Here is a 20,720-nt window from a genome sequence, read left to right on the forward strand (position 1 = left end):
TATGAGATGCGAGTGCGGGGGTGGTGGCGGTGACCGGAGGGACCGGGGGCCCGTTCGACTGGATCGACGCGGAGCGGGAACGGCTCCGGCGGGCCGGGCTGTTGCGGGAACTGCGGCCGCGAGCGGCGGCGGAGGCCGGCGGCGCGGACGGGCCGCTGGACCTCGCGGGCAACGACTATCTCGGCCTGGCCCGGCACCCCGAGGTCATCGCGTCGGCCACCGCCGCGGCGACCCGCTGGGGCGGGGGCGCCACCGGCTCCCGGCTGGTCAGCGGCAGCACCGCGCTGCACGCCGAACTGGAGGAGGAACTCGCCGCGTTCACCGGCTTCGAACGCGCCCTGGTGTTCTCCAGCGGGTACGCGGCCAATCTGGCGGCGCTCACCGCGCTGGGCGGCCGGGAGGCGCTGATCGTCTCCGACGCGGCCAACCACGCCTCGCTGATCGACGGCTGCCGGCTCTCCCGGTCACGGATCGCGGTGGCCGCGCACGCCGACCCCCCGGCAGTGGCCAAGGCCCTGGCGGAACGGGACCCGGCGCTGCGCCGGGCGCTGGCCGTCAGCGACACGGTCTTCTCGGTCGACGGCAACGCCGCCCCGCTGTCCGGGCTGGCGGACGCCGTCCGCGCGCACGGCGCCGCCCTGGTGCTGGACGACGCGCACGGCTTCGGTGTGCTGGGGGAGGGCGGCCGGGGAGCGGCTGCCCCGGCGGGCCTCGCGGGAGCGCCGGACGTGGTGGTGACGGTCACCCTCTCCAAGGCGCTGGGGTCGCAGGGCGGCGCCGTGCTGGGGCCGGCCGCGGTGATCGACCACCTGCTCAACACGGCCCGTACCTTCATCTTCGACACGGGCCTGGCCCCGGCCGCCGCCGGTGCCGCGCTGGGCGCGCTGCGCCTGCTGCGCCGCGAGCCGTGGCGCCCGGCCGCCGCCCGGGACGCGGCCCGCACCCTGCACCGGCGGCTGACGGCGGCCGGCCTGAGCGCCGCCCGCCCCGACGCGGCGGTGGTGTCGGTACGGGCCCCCTCGCCCGAAGCGGCGGTGCGCTGGGCGGCGGACTGCCGCCGTGCCGCTCTGGCGGTGGCGTGCTTCCGGCCGCCCTCGGTCCCCGACGGCGTCTCGCGGCTGCGGCTCTCCGCCCGCGCTGACCTGTCGGCCGCCCAGCTGGCCGAGGCCGTGCGGACGATCGTCGCCGCCGCACCCGCCCCGTACAACGGCCCGCCAGGCCCGCCCGGCCCCGCCGCCTGACGGGACCGCCTGACCGGACCGCCCGCGCCCCGGCATCCCCCGGCGCACCGCTCCGACCGGATCGCGGCACGCCCGGGGCGGCGGCTCCCCGCCCCGCACCTCAGGTCACGACGACCCCTCCTTGCGTGCCCGGCTCGGCTGCACCCGCTTGGGCTCGCCCTTCACCTTGGGATGCTCCGGCGGATACGGCAGATCGCCCAGACCGTGGTCCCGCTCGTCACGCGCCGCCATCTCCAGCACCGTCTCCAGCCGGCACGCCCGCCGCTCCATGTCCGCGTGCACATCACCCACCTCGGCGAAGCGCGCGGGCATCGTCGCCAGGTCGAAGTCCCGGGGCCGGGCGTCCGGCACCTCCTCCCAGCGCAGCGGCGCCGAGACCGGGGCGTGCGGGCGCGGGCGTACCGAGTAGGCGCTGGCGATCGTCCGGTCCCGCGCCATCTGGTTGTAGTCCACGAAGATCCGCTCCCCCCGCTCCTCCTTCCACCAGGCCGTGGTGACCCGCTGCGGATCGCGCCGCTCCAGCTCCCGGCCGATGGCGATCGCCGCCCGCCGTACCTGCGGAAACGTCCACTCCGGCGCGATCGGTACGAACACGTGCATCCCCCGCCCGCCCGAGGTCTTCGGCCACCCCACCAGACCCCATTCCTCCAGCAGCGCCCGCAGCTGGAGCGCGGTGCGCACCGCGTCCGTGTAGTCGGTGCCCGGCTGCGGATCGAGGTCGATCCGCAGCTCGTCCGGATGCTCGGTGTCCCCGCGCCGCACCGGCCAGGGATGGAAGGTCAGCGCCCCCAGATTCGCCGCCCACACCACCGCCCCCGGCTCGGTCGGGGCGATCTCGTCCGCGTGCCGCCCGCTGGGGAAGGAGATCCGCCCGGTCGGGATCCACTCGGGCAGGTTCTTCGGCGCCCGTTTCTGGTAGAAGGACTCGCCCTCCACCCCGTCCGGGTAGCGCTCCAGCGTCGTCGGCCGGTCCCGCAGGGCCCGCAGCACCCCTTCCCCCACGGCGAGGTAGTACCGGGCGACGTCCAGCTTGGTGAATCCGCGCTCGGGGAAGTACACCTTGTCCGGGTTGGACAACCGCACCGTCCGGTCACCGACCGTGATCTCCATGGCCTTGCCCATGCGGCCACGCTAAGCCCGCCCGCCGCCCCGCGCCCGCCGACGGGCGCCGCGCCGCCGCCGGACGCACAATCCGACCATGGACCTTCCGGTGATGCCCCCCGTCAGCCCCATGCTCGCCAAGCCCGCCGCGAAGATCCCCGCCGGCATGCACTACGAGGCCAAGTGGGACGGCTTCCGCGCCATCGTCTTCCGGGACGGCGCCGAGCTGGAGATCGGCTCCCGCACCAGCAAGCCGCTCACCCGCTACTTCCCCGAACTCGCGGAAGGACTGCGCTCCGCCCTGCCCGAGCGCTGCGTGGTCGACGGCGAGATCGTCATCGCCCGGGGCGGCCGCCTCGACTTCGACGCCCTGCTGGAGCGCATCCACCCGGCCGACTCCCGGGTCCGGATGCTGGCCGAACGCACCCCCGCCTCCTTCGTCGCCTTCGACCTCCTCGCCCTCGGCTCCGACTCCCTCCTGGACACCCCGCTCGCCGAACGCCGCACCGCGCTCACCGACGCGCTGCGCCACACCCACCGGCCCGCCTTCGTCGCCCCCGCCACCCGCGACATCGACCTGGCCCGGCAGTGGTACGAACGCTACGAGGGCGCCGGCCTGGACGGCGTCGTCGCCAAGCCCCTGGACCTCCCCTACCGGCCGGGCGAACGCGTCATGGTGAAGGTCAAGCACGAGCGCACCGCCGACTGCGTCGTCGCCGGGGTGCGCCGCCACAAGAGCGGCGAGGGCGTCGGCTCCCTGCTGCTCGGCCTGTACGACACCACCGGCCGCCTCCAGCACGTCGGGGTGTGCGCCTCCTTCACCGCCCGGCGCCGCGCCGAGCTGATGGCCGAGCTGACCCCGCTGCTCATGGACTCCGCAGAAGGCCATCCCTGGGCCGACTGGGCGGACGGGGTGGCCCACGAGCACGCCCGGATGCCCGGCGCCCCCAGCCGCTGGACCGGCACCAAGGACCTCAGCTGGCTGCCGCTGCGCCCCGAGCGGGTGTGCGAGGTGCGGTACGACCACATGCAGGGGGACCGGTTCCGGCACACCGCGCACTTCCGCCGCTGGCGACCCGACCGGGACCCGGCCGACTGCGGGTACGCCCAGCTGGAGGAGCCGGTGGGCTACGCGCTCGACGACATCCTCACTCCGCACCATCCGCACTGACCGCCGCCCGCACCATCCCCGCCACCTCCGCGGCGCGCGCCGCGTCCGGGTACCGCCCGCGCGGCCAGAAGAACCCCCGCAGCCCGTCCTTGCGGCGCCGGGGCACCACATGGGTGTGGAAGTGCGGCACCGACTGGCTCACCCGGTTGTTCGCCGCCACGAAGGAGCCCTCGGCGCCCATCGCCGTTTGCACCGCGCCCGTCAGCCGCCGCACCACCGCGTAGTACGGACCCAGCAGCTCCGGCGGCAGATCCGTCAGCGTCGGCAGATGCTCGCGCGGCACCACCAGCAGATGGCCCTCGAACAGCGGCCTGGCGTCCAGGAACGCCACCACCGCCCGGTCCTCGTACACGAGATGGGCGGCGGCCTCGCCCCGCACGATCCGGCAGAACACGCACTCCATCCCCCCAGTGAAACCCCTGCGGGAAGCCCCGGCACCCTCCCGGTGTTGGATGAAGCATGAACGAGTTGGCGGTTGTGGTCGTCGGGGCGGGCCAGGCGGGACTGGCGGCCGCCTACCATCTGCGGCGCCGGGGCTTCGCCCCCGGCTCCGAGTACGTGGTCCTCGATCACTCCCCGCGCCCCGGCGGCGCCTGGCAGTTCCGCTGGCCCACCCTCACCTACGGCCGGGTGCACGGCATGCATGCCCTGCCCGGCATGGAACTGACCGGGGCCGACCCGGACCGGCCGTCCGCCGAGGTGATCGGGGAGTACTTCACCGCGTACGAGCGCGCCTTCGAGCTGCCGGTCCTGCGCCCGGTGGACGTCACCGCCGTCCACGACGACGGCGCGGGGGCGCTGCGGGTGGACAGTCCCACCGGCACCTGGCGCACCCGCGCCCTGATCAACGCCACCGGAACCTGGGACCGCCCGTTCTGGCCCCGGATCCCCGGCATGGCCGACTTCACCGGCCGCCAGCTGCACACCGCCCAGTACCCCGGCCCCGCCCCCTTCGCCGGGCAGCGGGTGGTGGTGGTCGGCGGCGGCACCTCCGCCGTCCAGCACCTGCTGGAGATCGCCGGGGTCGCCGCCGACACCCGGTGGGTGACCCGCCGCCCACCGCTCTTCCGCGAGGACACCTTCGGCGAGGTGCAGGGCCGCGAGGCCGTCGCCATGGTCGAGGAGCGGGTACGGGAGGGCCTGCCGCCGCGCAGCGTGGTCTCGGTGACCGGGCTGCCGATGAACGAGGCCATGCGGGCCGCCCGCGCCTCCGGAGTGCTGCGCCGACACCCGATGTTCGAACGGCTCACGCCCGAGGGCGTGCGCTGGGCGGACGGCACTCACTGGCCCGCCGATGTCATCGTGTGGGCCACCGGGTTCCGGGCCGCGCTGGACCATCTCGCCCCGCTGCGGCTGCGCGAGAGCGGCGGCGGTATCCGGCTGGAGGGGACGAGGGTGGTGCGCGACCCCCGGCTCCATCTGGTCGGGTACGGGCCCTCCGCCTCCACCATCGGGGCCAACCGGGCCGGCCGGGCAGCGGTCAACGACCTCATGGCGCTGCTGAGTTCCCCGGCGGGCAGCACTCCGTGATTGGTCTGGACATGTTCAAGGCGTGGGTCTAATGTCCTGCGCGTGAGTGAGAGCGCTCTCACACTGCATCGCTTCGTTGCCCTGTACCGCCCCACTTCGGTAGAGCACGTCCAAGGAGCCCTGCAATGAGACGCACCCGTTCCTTCACCCTGGGCGCGGCAGCCCTGATGGTCCTGACCGCCGGAGTCGGCGGCGCCGCCGTGGCGGCCGACTCCTCCACCCCGGCCCCCGGCAGCGAACCCGTCGCCGAACCCGCCCTGATCGAGGCGCTCCAGCGCGACCTCGGGCTCACCCCGGAGCAGGCCGTCGACCGGCTGGCGACCGAGGCCGAGGCCATGGCCACCGACGAGGCGGCCCAGGAAGCGGCCGGCGACGCCTACGCCGGCAGCTGGATCGACGCGGCGACCGGCACCCTGGTCGTCGCCGTCACCAGCGCCGCGGCCGAGAGCGCGGTGGAGTCCACCGGCGCCGCCACCGAACGCGTCACCCACAGCCAGGACGCGCTCGACGCCGCCCTCGCCGCCCTCGACGAGCTGGAGGCCCCGGCCGGCGTCTCCAGCTGGTACGCCGATGTCCAGGACAACGGCATCGGTGTCGATGTGGTGGCCGGTTCCGAGAACACCGACCAGGTCGCCGACTTCCTCGCCGAGGCCGAAGCCGTCCAGTCCATACCGCTGACCGTGCGCACCGTCGAGGAGGCGTACACCACCTCCGCCGCCGGCGTGGTCGGCGGCGACCCGTATTACACCGGCAACGTCCGCTGTTCCATCGGCTTCTCGGTGCACGGCGGTTTCATCACCGCCGGCCACTGCGGATCGGGCTCGGCCGCCGTCTACGGCTGGGACAACAGCCTGATGGGCAACTTCGCCGGCCGCTCGTGGCCGGGCGGCGACCACGCCTGGGTCCGTACCGGCCACGGCTGGTGGACCGTCCCGGTCGTCCTCGGCTGGGGCACCGTCTCCGACGCCCTGGTGCGCGGCTCCAACGAGGCCCCCACCGGCGCTTCCGTCTGCCGCTCCGGCTCCACCACCGGCTGGCGCTGCGGCACCATCGGTGCCAAGAACGTGACCGTGAACTACGGCAACGGCAACGTGGTGTACGGGATGACCAACTCCACCGCCTGCGCCCAGGGCGGTGACTCCGGCGGCTCGTTCATCAGCGGTGACCAGGCCCAGGGCGTGACCTCCGGCGCCGCGGGCAACTGCTCCAACGGCGGCACCTCGGTCTTCTACCCCATCAGGCCGATCCTGTCCGCCTACGGGCTGACCCTGCACACCGCCTGACCCGCGAACCTTTCCCCCGGCCCCCGCCCGTACGGGCGGGGGCCGTCGGCCGCGCCGGGCCGCTGACCCGCCCCGGAACCGGTGGGTGCGCGGATGATCACGGAAGGCCGTGGCGTTGCTAGGGTCAGTGGGTGCGACCCGGTGCGGCAACGGGCGCACCGGCCGTGGACGAAGGGGCGGGAGCAGCGCGATGACCTACACCTTGCACCGGAAGGTGACGCACTGCCCCTACTGCGGGACGCGCTTCGCCCCCGACGCCGGCTGGCCCAGGGACTGCCCCGGCTGTGGTGAGACCAGCTGGGCGAACCCGCTCCCGGTCGCCATCACCCTGCAGCCGGTCGCCGGCCCGGACGGACGGCGCGGACTGATCGTGGTGCGCCGCGACATCGAGCCGGCCCGTGGTGAACTGGCGCTGCCCGGCGGCTATGTGGAGACCGGAGAGACGTGGCAGCAGGCGGCCGTGCGGGAGTTGTACGAGGAGACCGGACTGCGGGCGCGAGCTGAGGACATCACGCTGTACGGGGCGCTCAGCGCCCGGGGCACGGTCAACCTCTTCGGGATGCTGCCCGACCGCCCGCTGGCGACGCTGCCGCCGTCCGCGCCCACCGCCGAGGCCACCGAGTGGCTGGTGCTGTGGGAGCCCGCCGTGCTGGCCTTCCCGACCCACACGGACATCGTGGTGGAGCGCTTCTTCGCGGCCACCGGGCACCCGGCCTGAGCGGAGCCCGCACGGCCGTCACCGGCCGGACCCCGGGGACGGGGGCCGGCCGGTGCGCCGCGCGGTCCTTCCTCAGACCGCCGCCGCCTGCTCCTGGGCCTGGGCGGTCCGGCCCTGCGGCACCGCCGCGTGCAGCCGGTGCGCCGGGACCTGCGCCGGGTCGCGCCAGGCGCCCAGTGCCATCTCGGCGGTGATCCCGGGGCCGAACCCGGCGATCAGCCCCCGGGCGCCCTCGGCCACCTTGCCCTCCTCGAACAGCCGGTTGAGGGCGTCGAAGACGACACAGGAGGCGATGTTGCCGCGCTCGGTCAGGGTGGTCCTGCTGTGCGCGAACGTCTCCTGATCCAGGCCCAGATACTGACTCAGGTCGTTCAGGATCCGGGGACCGCCCGCGTGCACGATGTAGAAGTCGAGCCCGGTGACGTCCCAGTCGTGCTGCTCGGAGAGCGTGCGCAGGGCCGGGGCCAGCATGCTCATCGTGCCCGGGACCCGCTTGTCGAGCTGGAAGTGGAATCCGGTGCCCCGGACCGCGTACGAGATCCAGTCCTCGGTCTGCGGCACCAGGTGCGAGCCGTTGCGTTCCAGGCCCATCCCGGTGCCGCCGTCGCCGCGCACCACGGCCGCCGCCACCGCGTCCCCGAACAGGCCGTTGGACAGCAGTGAACCGACCCCGATGTCCACCGGCTGGTAGCACAGCGAGCAGAACTCGCAGGCCACGATCAGCACGTTGGAGCCGGGGTAGGCCAGGCAGAAGTCGTGGGCCCGGTTGATGGCAGCGCCGCCGGCCGCGCAGCCCAGCTGGGCGATGGGCAGCTGCCGGGTGTCGTCGCGGAAGCCCATCGTGTTGATGAGATAGGCCGTCATGGACGGCATCATGAAGCCGGTGCAGGAGACATAGACGATCATGTCGATGTCCTGGGCCTCGAGTTCGGCGTTCGCCAGGGCGCCGCGCACGACTTCGGGGACCCGGGCCTTCGCCTCGGCCTCGTAGACCTTGTTGCGGGACTCGAACCCGGGGTGCTTGAGCGTCTCCTCGATCGGCTGGACGAGGTGCCGGGTCTGTACTCCGGTGTTGGCGATCAGGCGCAGCACCAGGGGGAGTTGCTCGTGCCCGGCGTGCAGCGTGCGCGCCAGTTCGAGGGTGTCCTCCATGGTGATGACGTGATCGGGTACCGCGATGGACGGCTTGCAGAGCGTTGCCATGTTCCCCTCCCATGCCGTGGCGCGCTCTCGACGGATCGCCGCGGCATCGATGGCTGGTTCGTGGTGATGGTGGTGGGCCCTGTCACCAGGCGACAGGGAGTTCGTGGGGGTAGCGCCAGATGGACTCGGTGTTCCAGCGCACGTCCTCGGTGGGCACGGCCAGCCGCAGCTCCGGGAACCGGCGCAGCAGGGTACCGATGGCGACCTGGAGTTCCATGATCGCCAGCGGGGAGCCGATGCAGTGGTGGGCGCCCCACCCGAAGGTCATGTGGGGGGTGGGCGGACGCTCCACGTCCAGGACGTCGGGCCGGTCGAACCGCTTGGTGTCCCGGTTGGCGGCCAGGTACGAGACATGGACGGTCTCGTTCGCCTTGATCAGCACGCCGCCGACCTCGACGTCCTCGGTGGCGATGCGCGGGATCCCGACGCCCTTGCGGAACGGGATGTAGCGCAGCAGTTCCTCCATGGCCGTGGACAACAGCTCGGGCCTGGCCTGGAGTTTGGCGCGCTGCTCGTGGTGGGTGAGCAGGGTGTAGGTGATGTTGGACAGCTGGTAGGTGCTGGTGTCGTGGCCGGTCATCATCAGGACCATGGCCATGACGCCGAGTTCCTTCTCGTCGAGGACCTCGCCCCCGTCCTGCGCCGTGGCCAGGTTGCTGATGAGGTCATCACCCGGGTCGGCGCGCCGGGCGACCGTCAGCTCCTGGAAGTAGGAGCGCAGGTGCGCCTTGGCCGCGATCGCGGCCTCCTTGGTGGTGGACCCGATCGCCATCATGGCGATGGCGCAGCGCCGTAGCTCCGCGCGGTCCTCCTGGGGGATGTCGAGGACCTCGCAGATGGTGGTCATCGGCAGTTCGTTGGACAGATGCTTCACCAGGTCGGCGGGCGGGCCGTGCTCGGCCATGGTGTCCAGCAGCGAGTCGACGATGCGCTGGGTGGCCGGCCGCATGGCCTCGATCTTGGGATTGGTGAACGCCTGGGCGACCAGCCGGCGCAGCCGGCTGCTCTGCGGCGGGTCGAGCAGATTGATGGATTCCGACTGCACGATCGGGTTGGGGGTCATCCGCGGGAAGTCCCGGCCGATGACGGCGGCCCGGCTGAACCTGCGGTCGGTGGTAACGGTGCGCACATCCTCGTACCGGGTCACCAGCCAGGCCTCGCCCTGCCCGTACGCCATCTTGATCCGCGAGATGGGCGCCTCGGTCATCAGCCGGCGCAGCAACGGGTCGAACTCCAGGCCCTCGGCGAAGTCGAACGGACACGTTTTGACCGTGTCGGAGTTCTCCACCCCGGCCTCCACTTCATGGGGACCGTCTTTGCGACGGTGATTGTCTGGACGAGGAAGGGTGTCCCCGCGAGATGTAGGACCCATGTAAAAACGCCCGGGAATTAACCCGTTCGTGGAGGGGAAGCAGGCAGGTGGGCACGGGCTGTGGGGCGATGCCCCCAGCTTTGCGTGCGGAAATAATGTTGATATTGCAACTGATCACTGATCGCTTGCCGGATGATCAGTACGGTGAGGCGGTCCGGCGGCCCGTTCCTACGGTGTCGCGGTCGCCCCGGCCGGCGTGTCCGGCTCGGCCGCCGCGGCCAGGTTCTCCGGCAGCCGCATCCCCTCGCGCAGCGGCACCAGTTCGGACTGGAGCATCATCGCTGCCGCCCCTATGGCGGGCGCGGTGGCCGCCACCCGGGAGAGCCGGACCGTCACCGGATGGCTGGCCCTGGAGAAGAACGACCTCTCCAACTCCTCCCGCACGACGGGAAGATAGATCGAACCCGCGATCGCCAGGCCGGGGCCGGTGAGCACCAGCTCCTCCAGGTCCACGATGTTCGCCAGGGTCCGCGCCGCCAGCGCCAGATAGCGGGCCGAACGCTCCAGCAGCGCCCGCGCCCCCGGGTCGCCGCGGTGCGCCGCCCGGGTGACCGCCGCGAAATCCGCGGTGCGCCGCCCGCGCCCGCCGCCGGTCAGCCCGGCCGAGCGGGCCAGCACGGGGTCGGCGCGCGCCGCCTCGACCACCGCCCCCGGGCCGGCCAGCGCCTCCGTGCACCCCCGCGCCCCGCACCAGCACTCCGGCCCGTCGGCGGCCAGCGGAATGTGCCCGATCTCCCCGGCGTTGCCGCTGGGCCCCCGGTAGGCGACCCCGCCCAGCATCAGCCCGGCGCCGATCCCGGCGCCCATGTACAGCGCGGCGAACGCCCCGCCGCCCGCCTGCCCCGACCAGTGCTCGCCCAGCGCGGCGGCGGTGGCGTCGTTGTCCAGCACCACCGGCAGCCCGGTGGCCCGCTCCAGCTCCTGGCCCATCGCGAAGTCGCCCCAGTGCCGGATCGCCGGCTGCATCAGCCGCAGTCCGCGCGCCTGGTTCAGCGGGCCGGGCGCCACCAGCCCGAGCCCCAGCACCCGCGAGCGCTCCACGCCCGCGCCCTCGATCAGCGCCGCGCTCTCGGTGGTCATCCGCTCCACCACCGCCCGCGGATCCTCCACGCCGACGCCCGCCCGGGACATCCGCGCCACCACCGAGCCGCCCAGGTCGGTGAGCACATAGGTGATCCCGTCGTGGTCCAGGTGCACCCCCACCGCGTACCGCGAGGAGAGGTTCAGCTGGAGCAGCACCCGCCGTTTGCCGCCGGTGGACTCGGCGTGCCCGGTCTCCACCACCAGACCGTCGTCGATGAGCCGGCGCACCACGGTGGAGATCGTGGCCCCGGTGAAACCCGTGGCCTTCACCAGGCCGACCCTGCTGATCGTTCCGGCGGCCCGGATCACATCGAGTACGGCCGCCCTGCTGCTGGCGTGCGGGGTGGCCCCGGCCGGTCCGCTCACTGAAGTCCTCCCTGCGCTGCGCGGTGCCGAGTGTATGTGCCCTTCCGCAGCGGATGTTCGTCGTGCCGGAGGGTTGACTTCCTTAATTCGGCGACTGAACAATCCTACCCACCCGGGCGACGTGTCCAGGCCCCCAACGCCCCAACGGCGGGGCAAGGCCGAGAGGATCGAAGATGACCCAGCACGCGAGGTGGCGCCGTTCCCGTACAGCGGTTGTCGGAGCGGCCGCGGTGGCCATGCTCGCCGCCGGCTGCGGATCGGGCGGCAACGGCGGGGGCGGGGGCGGCAATTCGGGCCCGGCGGACACCCTGGTCGCCTACACCGGCCAGGCGGGCGACTACCAGCGCAACTTCAACCCCTACGCCCCCACCATGATCGAGGGCCCGGGCAACATCTTCGAGCCGCTGTTCTTCTACAACGTGGCCCGCGACGGCGACCCCACACCGCGCCTGGCCACCGAGTTCTCCTGGAACGACAGCGGCACCGAACTCTCCATCACCACCCGCGAGAACGTCACCTGGTCCGACGGCGAGCCCTTCACCGCCCACGACGTCGCCTTCACCTTCGACATGGTCCGCGCGAACCAGACCATGAACGCCATCGGCTTCGAGGGCGAGACCGAGGTCATCGACGACACCCACCTCGTGGTGCGCTACCCGCAGCCCGCCTACCTGGAGGCGCCGAGCGTGCTCGGCAAGCTGTGGATCGTCCCCGAACACATCTGGGGCGCCTTCGAGGACCCGGCGCAGAACACCGTCCAGGAACCCGTGGGCACCGGCCCGTTCGTCCTGGGCGACTTCAAGCCCCAGGCCTTCACCCTGTCGGCCAACCCCACCTACTGGGGCGGCGAACCGGAGGTGAAGAACATCCGCTTCGTCTCCCTGTCCGGCAACCAGGCCGGCGCCGACGCCCTGGCCGCCGGGCAGATCGACTTCCAGACCGGCCCGGTCCCCGACATCCACAACATCGAGAAGAACTACCCCGGCTACGAGGGCATCACCGCCCACATCTTCCAGATCGCGCTGTTCACCTGCTCCGACACCGCGCTGGGCTGCAGCGGGCCGCAGACCGACCCCGCCGTGCGCCACGCCATCTACCACGCGATCGACCGCACCCAGATCAACACCCTCGCCTACCAGGACACCGCGAGCGAGATCTCGCCCGGCTTCGCCCTCCCCGGCCGCGACGACGCCGTCATCAGCGACGGGCTGACCGACCGCATCGCCCCCATGGAGCCGGACACCGCCCGCGCCGAACAGGTGTTGACGGACGCCGGCTGGGCCAAGGGCGGCGACGGCATCTACGCCAAGGACGGCGAGAAGCTCTCGCTGTCGGTACGGGTCGTCTCCGGCTGGACCGACGTCATCACCGCCGCCGACACCATGACCCAGCAGCTGAAGGCGGCCGGCATCGAGCTGACCGTCCAGCAGTCCTCCTGGAACGAGTGGTCGGACGCCCGCGGCCGCGGTGACTACGAGCTGGTCTTCGACTCGCTCTACCCGGGCCCCGCCCCCGACCCGTACTACACCTACAACTACTTCTTCCACGGCGACAACACCGCCCCGGCCGGCGAGGTCGCCAACCCCAACTTCGCCCGCTACGACAACCCCGAGGTGAACGCCGCCCTCGACGCGCTCCAGCAGATCGACCCCGAGGACACCGCCGCCCGGCAGCCGCACTTCGACACCATCCAGACCCGTCTGGAGGCCGACATGCCCTACATCCCGGTGCTGATCGGCGGCACCACCAGCGAGTACAACGCCCGCAAGTTCACCGGCTGGCCCTCCGAGGACGATCTGTACGCCTTCCCCGCCGTGTGGCAGCGCCCCGACAACTCGCAGATCTACCTCAACCTCAAGCCGGCCGGCGGCGAGTGAGCCCACCACTCCAGGGGATTGGCGGCACACGGTGAGGTACTACGCCCGCAAACTCGGTTTCTACCTCGTCGCCCTGTGGGCGGCGCTGACCCTGAACTTCTTCATCCCGCGGCTCATGCCCGGCAACCCCGTCGACACGCTGCTGGCCAAACTCGCCCAGCGCGGCGGCACGGTGGACCCGTCGGCCCGCCGGTCGTACGAACTGCTGCTGGGCACCGACACCGGCGAACCCCTGTGGCGGCAGTACGCCGCCTACCTCGGCAACGTCCTGCGCGGCGATCTGGGGGTCTCCGTCAGCGCCTTCCCGGCCCAGGTCACCGAGGTCATCGGCCAGTCCCTGCCCTGGACCATCGTGCTGGTCGGCATCGCCACCCTGATCTCCTTCGCGCTGGGCGTCACCCTGGGCACCCTCGCCGGGTGGCGGCGCGGCAGCTGGCTGGACTCGCTCGTCCCGGCCACCACTGTGCTGGCCGCCGTCCCCTACTTCTGGCTCGCGCTCATCCTCGTCCTGATCTTCTCCTCCTCCCTCCAGTGGTTCCCGCTGTTCGGCGGCTACGACACCTACCTCGCCACCGGCTGGAACGCGGACTTCATCGGCTCGGCCATCTACCACGGCACCCTGCCGGCCCTCACCATCGTCATCTCCTCGGTCGGCGGCTGGCTGCTGGGGATGCGCAACATGATGGTCGCCACCGGCTCCGAGGACTACATCCTCACCGCACACGCCAAGGGCCTGCGCGACCGCCGCATCATGACCCGGTACGCCGCCCGCAACGCCGTGCTGCCCTCCTTCGCCGGATTCGCCATCTCCCTGGGCTTCGTGGTCTCCGGCTCGATCATCACCGAACAGGTCTTCTCCTATCCGGGCATCGGCTCCAAGCTGCTGCAGGCCGTCGAGAACAGCGACTACGCCCTGATGCAGGGCATCTTCCTGGTCATCACGGTCGCGGTGCTCGCCGCCAATCTGGTCGTGGACCTGCTGTACGGCTTCATCGACCCGCGCACCCGCGTGACCGCCTGAGAAGGAAGGAGCGGACATGGCGACCACCACCACCCCGGTACCGGCGGCCACCCCCGCCCGCAGCGGCTGGCGTGCCCTGCTGCCCAGCTGGTCCGCGCGGCTGGGCATCGGCCTCGGCCTGGTCGGGGCCATCGGGCTGTTCGGCATCATCGGCCCGCTGCTGCTCGGTGACCCCGACGCCATCGACAACATGGGCCGCACCCCACCCGGTGCCGACCACTGGCTGGGCACCACACAGACCGGCCAGGACGTCCTGTCCCAGCTGGCCCACGCGACCCGCGGCTCGCTCCAGATCGGCCTGGCGGTGGGCATCGGCGCCACCGTGCTCTCCGCGCTGTTCGGCATCATCGGCGCCTACCTCGGCGGCGTGGTGGACGAGAGCTTCTCGCTGTTCTCCAACGTCATGCTGGTCATCCCGGGGCTGCCGCTGGTCATCGTCATCGCCGGGTTCGTCCCGCGCGAACAGCGCGGCTGGTGGACCCTGGCCGTGGTGCTGGTGATCACCGGCTGGGCCGCCGCCGCCCGGGTGCTGCGCGCCCAGACCCTCTCGCTGCGCGGCCGCGACTACGTGCTGGCCGCCCGGGTGGCGGGCGAGCGGCGCTGGCGGATCGTCACCGTCGAGATCCTGCCCAACCTGCTGCCGCTGATCGCCTCCCAGTTCGTCTTCGCGGTCATCGCCGCGATCCTCGCCGAGGCGGGCCTGGCCTTCCTGGGCCTGGGCGCCCCCAACACCCACACCCTGGGCTCGATGCTCTACTTCGCCCAGAACGGGTTCGCGCTCCAGTACGAGGCATGGTGGTGGTTCGTGCCGCCCGGCCTGGTCATCGCGCTCTTCGGCTGCGGCCTGTCCCTCATCAACTTCAGCATCGACGAGATCATCAACCCCAAGCTGCGCCTGCCCAAGGCCGCGGGCCGGGAGACCGGCCGCGTCGGCGACCGCGCGGTCGCGGGCCCCGCCGCCCCCGCGGCCGACCCGGACGCGGTGCTCACCGTCGAGGGCCTGGACGTCGTCTACCGCACCGCCGAACCCGTGCACGCCGTACGGAACGTCTCGCTCACCCTGCGGCGCGGCGAAATCCTCGGCCTGGCAGGGGAGTCGGGCTGCGGCAAGACCACCCTCGCCTACGCCGTGGGGCGCCTGCACCGGCCGCCCGCCGAGGTCTCGGCCGGCTCGGTGGTCTTCCACGACCGGTCCGGCACCGACATCGACCTGCTCGCCCTGGAGAAGGAGGAGCTGCGGGCCTTCCGCTGGGACAAGCTCTCCATGGTCTTCCAGGGCGCCATGAACTCCCTCAACCCGGTCATCTCCGTCCACGAGCAGCTGGAGGACGTCCTCACCACCCACCGCCCCGGCATGACGGCCGCCGCCCGCCGCGAGCGCTGTGCCGAAGTCCTCACCCTGGTCGGGGTCGACCCGGCCCGCCTGGACTCCTTCCCGCACGAACTCTCCGGCGGAATGCGCCAGCGGGTCATGATCGCCATGGCCATGCTGCTGGACCCGCAGGTGATGATCATGGACGAGCCGACCACCGCGCTGGACGTGGTCGTCCAGCGCGGCATCCTGCGCGAGATCATCCGGCTGCGCGACGAACTCGGCTTCGCCGTCGTCTTCATCACCCACGACCTGCCGCTGCTGCTGGAGCTGAGCGACCACATCGCCGTGATGCGCGACGGGGAGATCATCGAGTACGCCCCGGCCGAGCGGATGTACCACGCCCCCGCCCATCCCTACACCCGGCAGCTGCTGGATTCCTTCCCCTCCCTCACCTCCGAGCGCGGCGCCTTCGTGCGCGGCGGCGGCACCGACCCCGAAGGAGCGCCGCAATGACCACCCTTGAGGTCGCGGACCTGGTCAAGGACTATCCGGTGAGGGCCGGGCTGCGGCACTCCACGCTGCGCGCCGTCGACCATGTCTCCTTCACGCTGCGCCCCGGCCGTACGGTGGCCCTGGTCGGCGCCTCCGGGTCCGGCAAGTCCACCGTGGCCAAGCTGATCGCCCGTCTGGAGCGGCCCACCGGCGGCCGGATCACCGCCACCGGGCCCGACGGCGTCCGCGTGCCCGAGCGGGCCTACCGCGACCATGTGCAGATGGTCTTCCAGGACCCCTTCGCCTCCCTGAACCCCTTCCACACCATCGAGCACCATCTCGCCCGGCCGCTGAAGCTGCACGGCCGCGCGCGGGGCCGGGCGCAGACCCGACAGGCGGCGTACGCCCTGCTGGAGCGGGTCAATCTGCGCCCCGCCCCGGCGTACGCGCCGCGCCGGCCGCACGAGTTGTCCGGCGGTCAGCGGCAGCGGGTGGCGATCGCCCGCGCGCTGGCCCCCGGCGCCCAGGTGGTCATCGCCGACGAACCGGTCTCCATGCTGGACGTCTCCATCCGGCTCGGGGTGCTGAATCTGCTGGCCCGGCTCCAGCGCGAGGACCGGCTCGCGGTGCTCTACATCACCCACGACCTGGCCACCGCACGGCACTTCAGCGACGAGATCCTGGTCATGCACCGGGGCCGGATCGTCGAACGCGGCCCGGCCGACGAGGTGATCCTCTCCCCGCGCCACTCCTACACCCGGCTGCTGGCCGAGGCCGCCCCGGATCCGGAGGCGCGCGGCCGGTCGCTGAGCGGCGACCCGGGGCGGGTCGAGCCGGAGGATCTGCACCGGGCGTACGACCATCACACCGGCGAGTGGCAGCACTTCGGCTGAGCCGGCGTACGACGGCCCGCGGCGGTGTCCCCCTCGCCGCGGGCCGCTTCTTATCCTGTTGACTTACTTAATTCGACTGAGAAACAATCAAGAGCCCGGTCAGGCCACCTCACTCACTGGGGAGTGTTCGCATGGTGCACCCGATGTCCCGCCACCCACTGCACGACGGCTGGCAGCTCACGGCGGCCGGCGGCCCCGTACCCGAGACCATCGCCGGACGCACCGTCCCCGCCCAGGTGCCCGGCAGCGCCCATCTCGACCTGCTCGCCGCCGGACTCATCCCCGACCCCTACCTCGACCGCGCCGAGGAAGAACTGGCCTGGGCTCACCGCGCCCACTGGCGCTACACCACCACCGTGCACGCCGAGCCCGCCGCCCCCACCGAGCGCGTCGACCTCGTCTTCGAGGGCCTGGACACCGTCGCCACCGTCGAACTCGGCACCCACCGCCTCGGCGAGACCGCCAACATGCACCGCACCCACCGCTTCGGCGTCCGCGACCTGCTCACCACCGGCGAACCACAGCCCCTCACCGTCACCTTCCGCTCCGCCCTGGAGTACGCCGAGGAGATCGCCGGCCGGCTCGAACCGCGCCCGCACACCAACGTCCACCCCTACAACATGGTGCGGAAGATGGCCTGCAGCTTCGGCTGGGACTGGGGCCCCGACCTCCAGACCGCCGGCATCTGGAAGCCGGTCCGCCTGGAGCGCTGGCACACCGCCCGGCTCGCCCAGGTCCGCCCGCTGATCACCGTCACCGAGGACGGCACCGGCCGCGCCGAGGTGCACGCCGACATCGAACGCTCCGGCCTGGAGGCCGCCGGCGACCTGGTCCTCACCGCCACCGTCGCCGGCCACCACGCCCGTACCGTCGTCCCCGCCGGCACCGACACCGCCACCGTCACCGTCAAGGTCCCGGACCCCGCCCTGTGGTGGCCGGCCGGCTACGGGGACCAGCCGCTGTACGACCTGCACGTCACCCTCGCCCCGGCCGGCGCCGACAGCGGCGCACTCGACGAATACGCCAAGCGGATCGGCTTCCGCACCCTGGCCCTCGACACCACCCCCGACGCCACCGGCACCCCCTTCACCTTCGTGGTCAACGGCACCCGCGTCTTCGCCAAGGGCGCCAACTGGATCCCCGACGACCACTTCCTCACCCGGATCGACCGCCCCCGCCTCCGGCGCCGCGTCCAACAGGCCCTGGACGCCCACATGAACATGCTGCGGGTGTGGGGCGGCGGCATCTACGAGACCGACGACTTCTACGAGATCTGCGACGAGACCGGCGTCCTGGTGTGGCAGGACTTCCTGCTCGCCTGCGCCGCCTACCCCGAGGAAGAACCGCTGTGGAGCGAGTTCGAGGCCGAGGCCAGGGAGAACATCACCCGCCTCGCCCCGCACCCCTCCCTCGTCCTGTGGAACGGCGGCAACGAGAACCTGTGGGGCTGGCGCGACTGGGGCTGGCAGGAACGGCTGGCCGGCCGCACCTGGGGACTGCGGTACTACACCGAGCTGTTCCCCGCCCTGCTCGCCGAACTCGACCCCACCCGCCCCTACTCCGACGGCAGCCCGTACAACCCCGACGCCCACGTGGACCTCGTGCACCCCAACGAGGCCGACCACGGCACCCGCCACGAATGGGAGGTGTGGAACCGCAAGGACTACACCACCTACCTCGACCACATCCCGCGGTTCTGCTCCGAGTTCGGCTTCCAGGGCCCGCCCAACTGGCCCACCCTCACCACCTGGATCCACGACGAGGAGCCGCTCACCCCGACCTCGCCCGCGCTCCTGCTGCACCAGAAGGCCGAGGACGGCAACGGCAAGCTGGAACGCGGCCTGGCCCCCCATCTGCCGCACCCCGAACGCTTCCCCGACTGGCACTGGGCCACCCAGCTCAACCAGGCCCGCGCCGTCGCCTTCGGCATCGAGCACTTCCGCTCCTGGTGGCCGCGCACCGCCGGAACCCTGGTGTGGCAGCTCAACGACTGCTGGCCGGTGGTCTCCTGGGCCGCCGTCGACTCCGAGGAACGCCGCAAGCCCCTGTGGTACGCGCTGCGCCACGCCTTCGCACCCCGGCTGCTGACCGTGCAGCCCCGCGACGGGGACACCGCGCTGGTCGCGGTCAACGACACCGGCGAACCGTGGCGGGCGCGGCTGCGCCTGGAGCGGCGCTCGTTCGGCGGTGAGGTCCTGGCCACGGATACGATCTCCCTGTCGGTGGCGGCACGTTCGGCCTCCACCGTGGAACTGGACGCCGCCCTGACGGCGCCCGTCGATGCGGAGCGGGAGGTGCTGGTGGCGACGGCGGACGAGGTGCGCACGGTGCACACCTTCGGGCCCGATCCCGGCCTGGGCTACGACCCGGCGGCGCTGAGCGCCGACGCGAGCACGGTGCCCGGCGGCTACCGGGTGACCGTGACGGCCGCCTCCTTCGCCCGGGACGTCAGCGTGCTGGCCGACCGGGTGGCGCCGGACGCCGAGGTGGACGATCAGCTGGTGACGCTGCTGGCGGGGGAGAGCCACACCTTCACCGTGCGCACCGGGGCGGATGTGGACCCGGACCTGTTCACCGGCCCCGAGGTGCTCTCCTCGGTCAACTCCCTGCACGGGGTGGCGGTGCGGGGCTGAGTGCGCACGAATGAAGCCATCGGCCTGGTGCTCGCCCGGCCGGCCCGACTGCTCGGCACCGAACCCTTCTTCATGGAGTTCATCGCCGGGATCGAGGAATCGCTGTCCGAGCGCGGCCACTCCCTCCTGCTGCACATCGTGCAGCACCAGGATGAGGAGATCGCCACCCACCGGCGCTGGGCCGAGCGCTCCTTGGTGGCGGCGGTCGTGCTGGTCAACGTCACCACCGCCGACCGCCGCCCCGCCGTGCTGCGCGAGCTGGGCATGCCGGCCGTGATCGCCGGCGGGCTGCGGGACGAGCCGGGCATCCCCGCCGTGTCCACGGACGCGGCGGGGGCGATGCGGGAGGCGCTGGAGCGGCTGCTGGCGCTCGGGCACCGGCGGATCGCCCGGGTGACCGGGCCGGCCGGCCTGCTGCACACCCGGGTGCGCAGCGACACCATGCGCGCGGAGTGCGCGGCGGCCGGCATCGAGCCGCAGCTGGTCGAGGGGGACTACTCGCCCCAGGCGGGGGAACGGCTGACCGCCGCCCTGCTGAGCGGCCCGCGCCGGCCGACCGCGATCCTCTACGACAACGACGTGATGGCGATCGCCGGGCTCGGCGCGGCCCGCGCGGCGGGCGTCGCGGTGCCCGCCGAACTGTCGCTGGTGGCCTGGGACGACTCGGCGATGTGCCGGCTCACCTCGCCGCCGTTCACCACCATGACGGTGGACGTGCACCGGTTCGGGACGCTGGTGGCGGACTCGGTGCTGGAGCTGATCGAGGGCCGTCCGGTGGGCGAACGGTGGTCCCCCGCCGCGCGCTTCACGCCGCGGGGGACCACCGCACCGGTGCCCGGGGATCAGTCCGTGAACAGCTGACGTCCCGGCAGCTGCCCGGCGCCGGCCAGACTGCCGGCGAAGTAGTTCTCGACGGCGGCCTTCTCCGCCGCGTTCGGGTAGGGGTTGGTGCACGAGGTGCCCGCGGTGGAGCCGGACATCAGGCTGGAGCAGGGGCCGGGCTTGATGTCGGGCAGGCCCAGGATGTGGCCGAGTTCGTGGGCGGCGATCCGGGTGGTGTTGTAGCCGACGGCCTCGCGGCCCATGTAGACGATGCCGTTGCCCAGGCTGGTGCGCAGCGCGCGCGGCCAGCCGTTGTCGGCGATGATGCGGATGTTGGCGCTCTGGCCGGCGGCGGCCGGGGTGAGGCGTACGTTGGCGACGCTCTCGTTCCACACCGCGACGCCGGCGGTCACGGCGCTGGCGAACTCGGCCGAGCCGCTGGCGTCATAGGTGAGGACGCGGGCGGCGGCGGTGGGTTCCTCCGCCGGCATGGCGGGGGCGGCGGTGGCCACTCCCGCGGTCAGGACGAGGGCGGAGACCAGCCCGGTGACGAGTGCGCGTGCCGTGGTGCGGAAGGACCGGAAGGACATCGGTGTGCC

Annotated in this window: 17 protein-coding genes; 11 read left to right on the forward strand and 6 right to left on the reverse strand. The window is 72.4% G+C overall.

What is annotated here, in order from left to right:
• Positions 1 to 23: 23 nt before the first annotated feature.
• The gene (locus ACTFAP_RS26560) at positions 24 to 1,241 is read left to right on the forward strand and encodes an 8-amino-7-oxononanoate synthase (RefSeq protein WP_500467622.1); all 1,218 of its coding nucleotides are present in this window, start codon (positions 24 to 26) and stop codon (positions 1,239 to 1,241) included.
• Positions 1,242 to 1,346: 105 nt separating this feature from the next.
• On the opposite strand, the gene ligD is transcribed toward ACTFAP_RS26560, so the two are convergent.
• Positions 1,347 to 2,363 carry a non-homologous end-joining DNA ligase gene (ligD, locus tag ACTFAP_RS26565; protein ID WP_495682666.1) on the reverse strand — a complete coding sequence of 339 codons (1,017 nt, stop codon included), beginning with the start codon at positions 2,361 to 2,363 and terminating at the stop codon, positions 1,347 to 1,349.
• A gap of 76 nt (positions 2,364 to 2,439) precedes the next feature.
• Between ligD and ACTFAP_RS26570 the strand changes: the two genes are divergently transcribed.
• Complete coding sequence (locus ACTFAP_RS26570) at positions 2,440 to 3,513, forward strand: ATP-dependent DNA ligase (RefSeq protein WP_500467623.1); 1,074 nt, start codon at positions 2,440 to 2,442, stop codon at positions 3,511 to 3,513.
• On the opposite strand, the gene ACTFAP_RS26575 is transcribed toward ACTFAP_RS26570, so the two are convergent.
• On the reverse strand, positions 3,491 to 3,916 hold the full coding sequence (locus ACTFAP_RS26575; protein ID WP_500467624.1) for an HIT family protein: 426 nt from the start codon (positions 3,914 to 3,916) through the stop codon (positions 3,491 to 3,493). The two genes, ACTFAP_RS26570 and ACTFAP_RS26575, sit on opposite strands and share 23 nt — an antisense overlap.
• A 56-nt stretch (positions 3,917 to 3,972) precedes the next feature.
• On the opposite strand from ACTFAP_RS26575, the gene ACTFAP_RS26580 reads away from it, so the two are divergent.
• From ACTFAP_RS26580 to ACTFAP_RS26590, 3 genes are all read left to right on the forward strand, one after another.
• On the forward strand, positions 3,973 to 5,043 hold the full coding sequence (locus ACTFAP_RS26580; RefSeq protein WP_500467625.1) for an NAD(P)-binding domain-containing protein: 1,071 nt from the start codon (positions 3,973 to 3,975) through the stop codon (positions 5,041 to 5,043).
• 125 nt (positions 5,044 to 5,168) lie between these two features.
• Entirely contained in the window at positions 5,169 to 6,326 is a 1,158-nt protein-coding gene (locus ACTFAP_RS26585; RefSeq protein WP_495682670.1) for an alpha-lytic protease prodomain-containing protein, read from the forward strand.
• Positions 6,327 to 6,516: 190 nt separating this feature from the next.
• Positions 6,517 to 7,044, forward strand: a complete 528-nt coding sequence (locus tag ACTFAP_RS26590) for an NUDIX domain-containing protein (RefSeq protein WP_495682671.1) — start codon at positions 6,517 to 6,519, stop codon at positions 7,042 to 7,044.
• A 72-nt stretch (positions 7,045 to 7,116) separates the two neighbouring features.
• Here the strand turns inward: ACTFAP_RS26590 and ACTFAP_RS26595 are convergent, their stop codons facing one another.
• From ACTFAP_RS26595 to ACTFAP_RS26605, 3 genes are all read right to left on the reverse strand, one after another.
• Positions 7,117 to 8,247 carry a type III polyketide synthase gene (locus ACTFAP_RS26595; RefSeq protein ID WP_390120698.1) on the reverse strand — a complete coding sequence of 377 codons (1,131 nt, stop codon included), beginning with the start codon at positions 8,245 to 8,247 and terminating at the stop codon, positions 7,117 to 7,119.
• Between the two features lie 82 nt (positions 8,248 to 8,329).
• A complete protein-coding gene (locus ACTFAP_RS26600) occupies positions 8,330 to 9,535 on the reverse strand; it encodes a cytochrome P450 (protein WP_500467626.1) in 1,206 nt (401 codons plus the stop codon).
• A 252-nt stretch (positions 9,536 to 9,787) separates the two neighbouring features.
• Positions 9,788 to 11,068, reverse strand: coding sequence for an ROK family transcriptional regulator (locus ACTFAP_RS26605; protein WP_500467627.1), 1,281 nt, complete (start codon positions 11,066 to 11,068; stop codon positions 9,788 to 9,790).
• Between the two features lie 173 nt (positions 11,069 to 11,241).
• On the opposite strand from ACTFAP_RS26605, the gene ACTFAP_RS26610 reads away from it, so the two are divergent.
• The 6 genes from ACTFAP_RS26610 (at position 11,242) to ACTFAP_RS26635 (ending at position 20,160) form a co-directional block, all read left to right on the forward strand.
• Positions 11,242 to 12,945, forward strand: a complete 1,704-nt coding sequence (locus ACTFAP_RS26610) for an ABC transporter substrate-binding protein (RefSeq protein ID WP_451750930.1) — start codon at positions 11,242 to 11,244, stop codon at positions 12,943 to 12,945.
• Positions 12,946 to 12,976: 31 nt separating this feature from the next.
• Entirely contained in the window at positions 12,977 to 13,966 is a 990-nt protein-coding gene (locus ACTFAP_RS26615) for an ABC transporter permease (RefSeq protein WP_386538661.1), read from the forward strand.
• Positions 13,967 to 13,982: 16 nt separating this feature from the next.
• Complete coding sequence (locus ACTFAP_RS26620) at positions 13,983 to 15,794, forward strand: dipeptide/oligopeptide/nickel ABC transporter permease/ATP-binding protein (RefSeq protein WP_500467628.1); 1,812 nt, start codon at positions 13,983 to 13,985, stop codon at positions 15,792 to 15,794.
• Complete coding sequence (locus ACTFAP_RS26625; protein WP_500467629.1) at positions 15,791 to 16,666, forward strand: ABC transporter ATP-binding protein; 876 nt, start codon at positions 15,791 to 15,793, stop codon at positions 16,664 to 16,666. Before ACTFAP_RS26620 ends, ACTFAP_RS26625 begins: the two co-directional genes overlap by 4 nt.
• Positions 16,667 to 16,809: 143 nt before the next feature.
• Positions 16,810 to 19,299, forward strand: coding sequence for a glycoside hydrolase family 2 protein (locus ACTFAP_RS26630; protein WP_500467630.1), 2,490 nt, complete (start codon positions 16,810 to 16,812; stop codon positions 19,297 to 19,299).
• The gene (locus tag ACTFAP_RS26635) at positions 19,300 to 20,160 is read left to right on the forward strand and encodes a substrate-binding domain-containing protein (RefSeq protein ID WP_495682677.1); all 861 of its coding nucleotides are present in this window, start codon (positions 19,300 to 19,302) and stop codon (positions 20,158 to 20,160) included.
• Here the strand turns inward: ACTFAP_RS26635 and ACTFAP_RS26640 are convergent.
• Positions 20,142 to 20,711: a snapalysin family zinc-dependent metalloprotease gene (locus ACTFAP_RS26640; protein ID WP_500467631.1), complete on the reverse strand. Its 570-nt coding sequence runs from the start codon at positions 20,709 to 20,711 to the stop codon at positions 20,142 to 20,144. The two genes, ACTFAP_RS26635 and ACTFAP_RS26640, sit on opposite strands and share 19 nt — an antisense overlap.
• Positions 20,712 to 20,720: the final 9 nt, after the last annotated feature.

It is taken from the genome of Streptomyces sp. PH9007 (genome assembly GCF_059813725.1).

Coding starts and splice junctions, on each gene's coding strand:
- ligD (WP_495682666.1), bottom strand. CDS start 2,363: ATGGGCAAGGCCATGGAGATCACGGTCGGTGACCGGACGGTGCGGTTG.
- ACTFAP_RS26570 (WP_500467623.1), top strand. CDS start 2,440: ATGGACCTTCCGGTGATGCCCCCCGTCAGCCCCATGCTCGCCAAGCCC.
- ACTFAP_RS26575 (WP_500467624.1), bottom strand. CDS start 3,916: ATGGAGTGCGTGTTCTGCCGGATCGTGCGGGGCGAGGCCGCCGCCCAT.
- ACTFAP_RS26580 (WP_500467625.1), top strand. CDS start 3,973: ATGAACGAGTTGGCGGTTGTGGTCGTCGGGGCGGGCCAGGCGGGACTG.
- ACTFAP_RS26585 (WP_495682670.1), top strand. CDS start 5,169: ATGAGACGCACCCGTTCCTTCACCCTGGGCGCGGCAGCCCTGATGGTC.
- ACTFAP_RS26590 (WP_495682671.1), top strand. CDS start 6,517: ATGACCTACACCTTGCACCGGAAGGTGACGCACTGCCCCTACTGCGGG.
- ACTFAP_RS26595 (WP_390120698.1), bottom strand. CDS start 8,247: ATGGCAACGCTCTGCAAGCCGTCCATCGCGGTACCCGATCACGTCATC.
- ACTFAP_RS26610 (WP_451750930.1), top strand. CDS start 11,242: ATGACCCAGCACGCGAGGTGGCGCCGTTCCCGTACAGCGGTTGTCGGA.
- ACTFAP_RS26620 (WP_500467628.1), top strand. CDS start 13,983: ATGGCGACCACCACCACCCCGGTACCGGCGGCCACCCCCGCCCGCAGC.
- ACTFAP_RS26625 (WP_500467629.1), top strand. CDS start 15,791: ATGACCACCCTTGAGGTCGCGGACCTGGTCAAGGACTATCCGGTGAGG.
- ACTFAP_RS26630 (WP_500467630.1), top strand. CDS start 16,810: ATGTCCCGCCACCCACTGCACGACGGCTGGCAGCTCACGGCGGCCGGC.
- ACTFAP_RS26640 (WP_500467631.1), bottom strand. CDS start 20,711: ATGTCCTTCCGGTCCTTCCGCACCACGGCACGCGCACTCGTCACCGGG.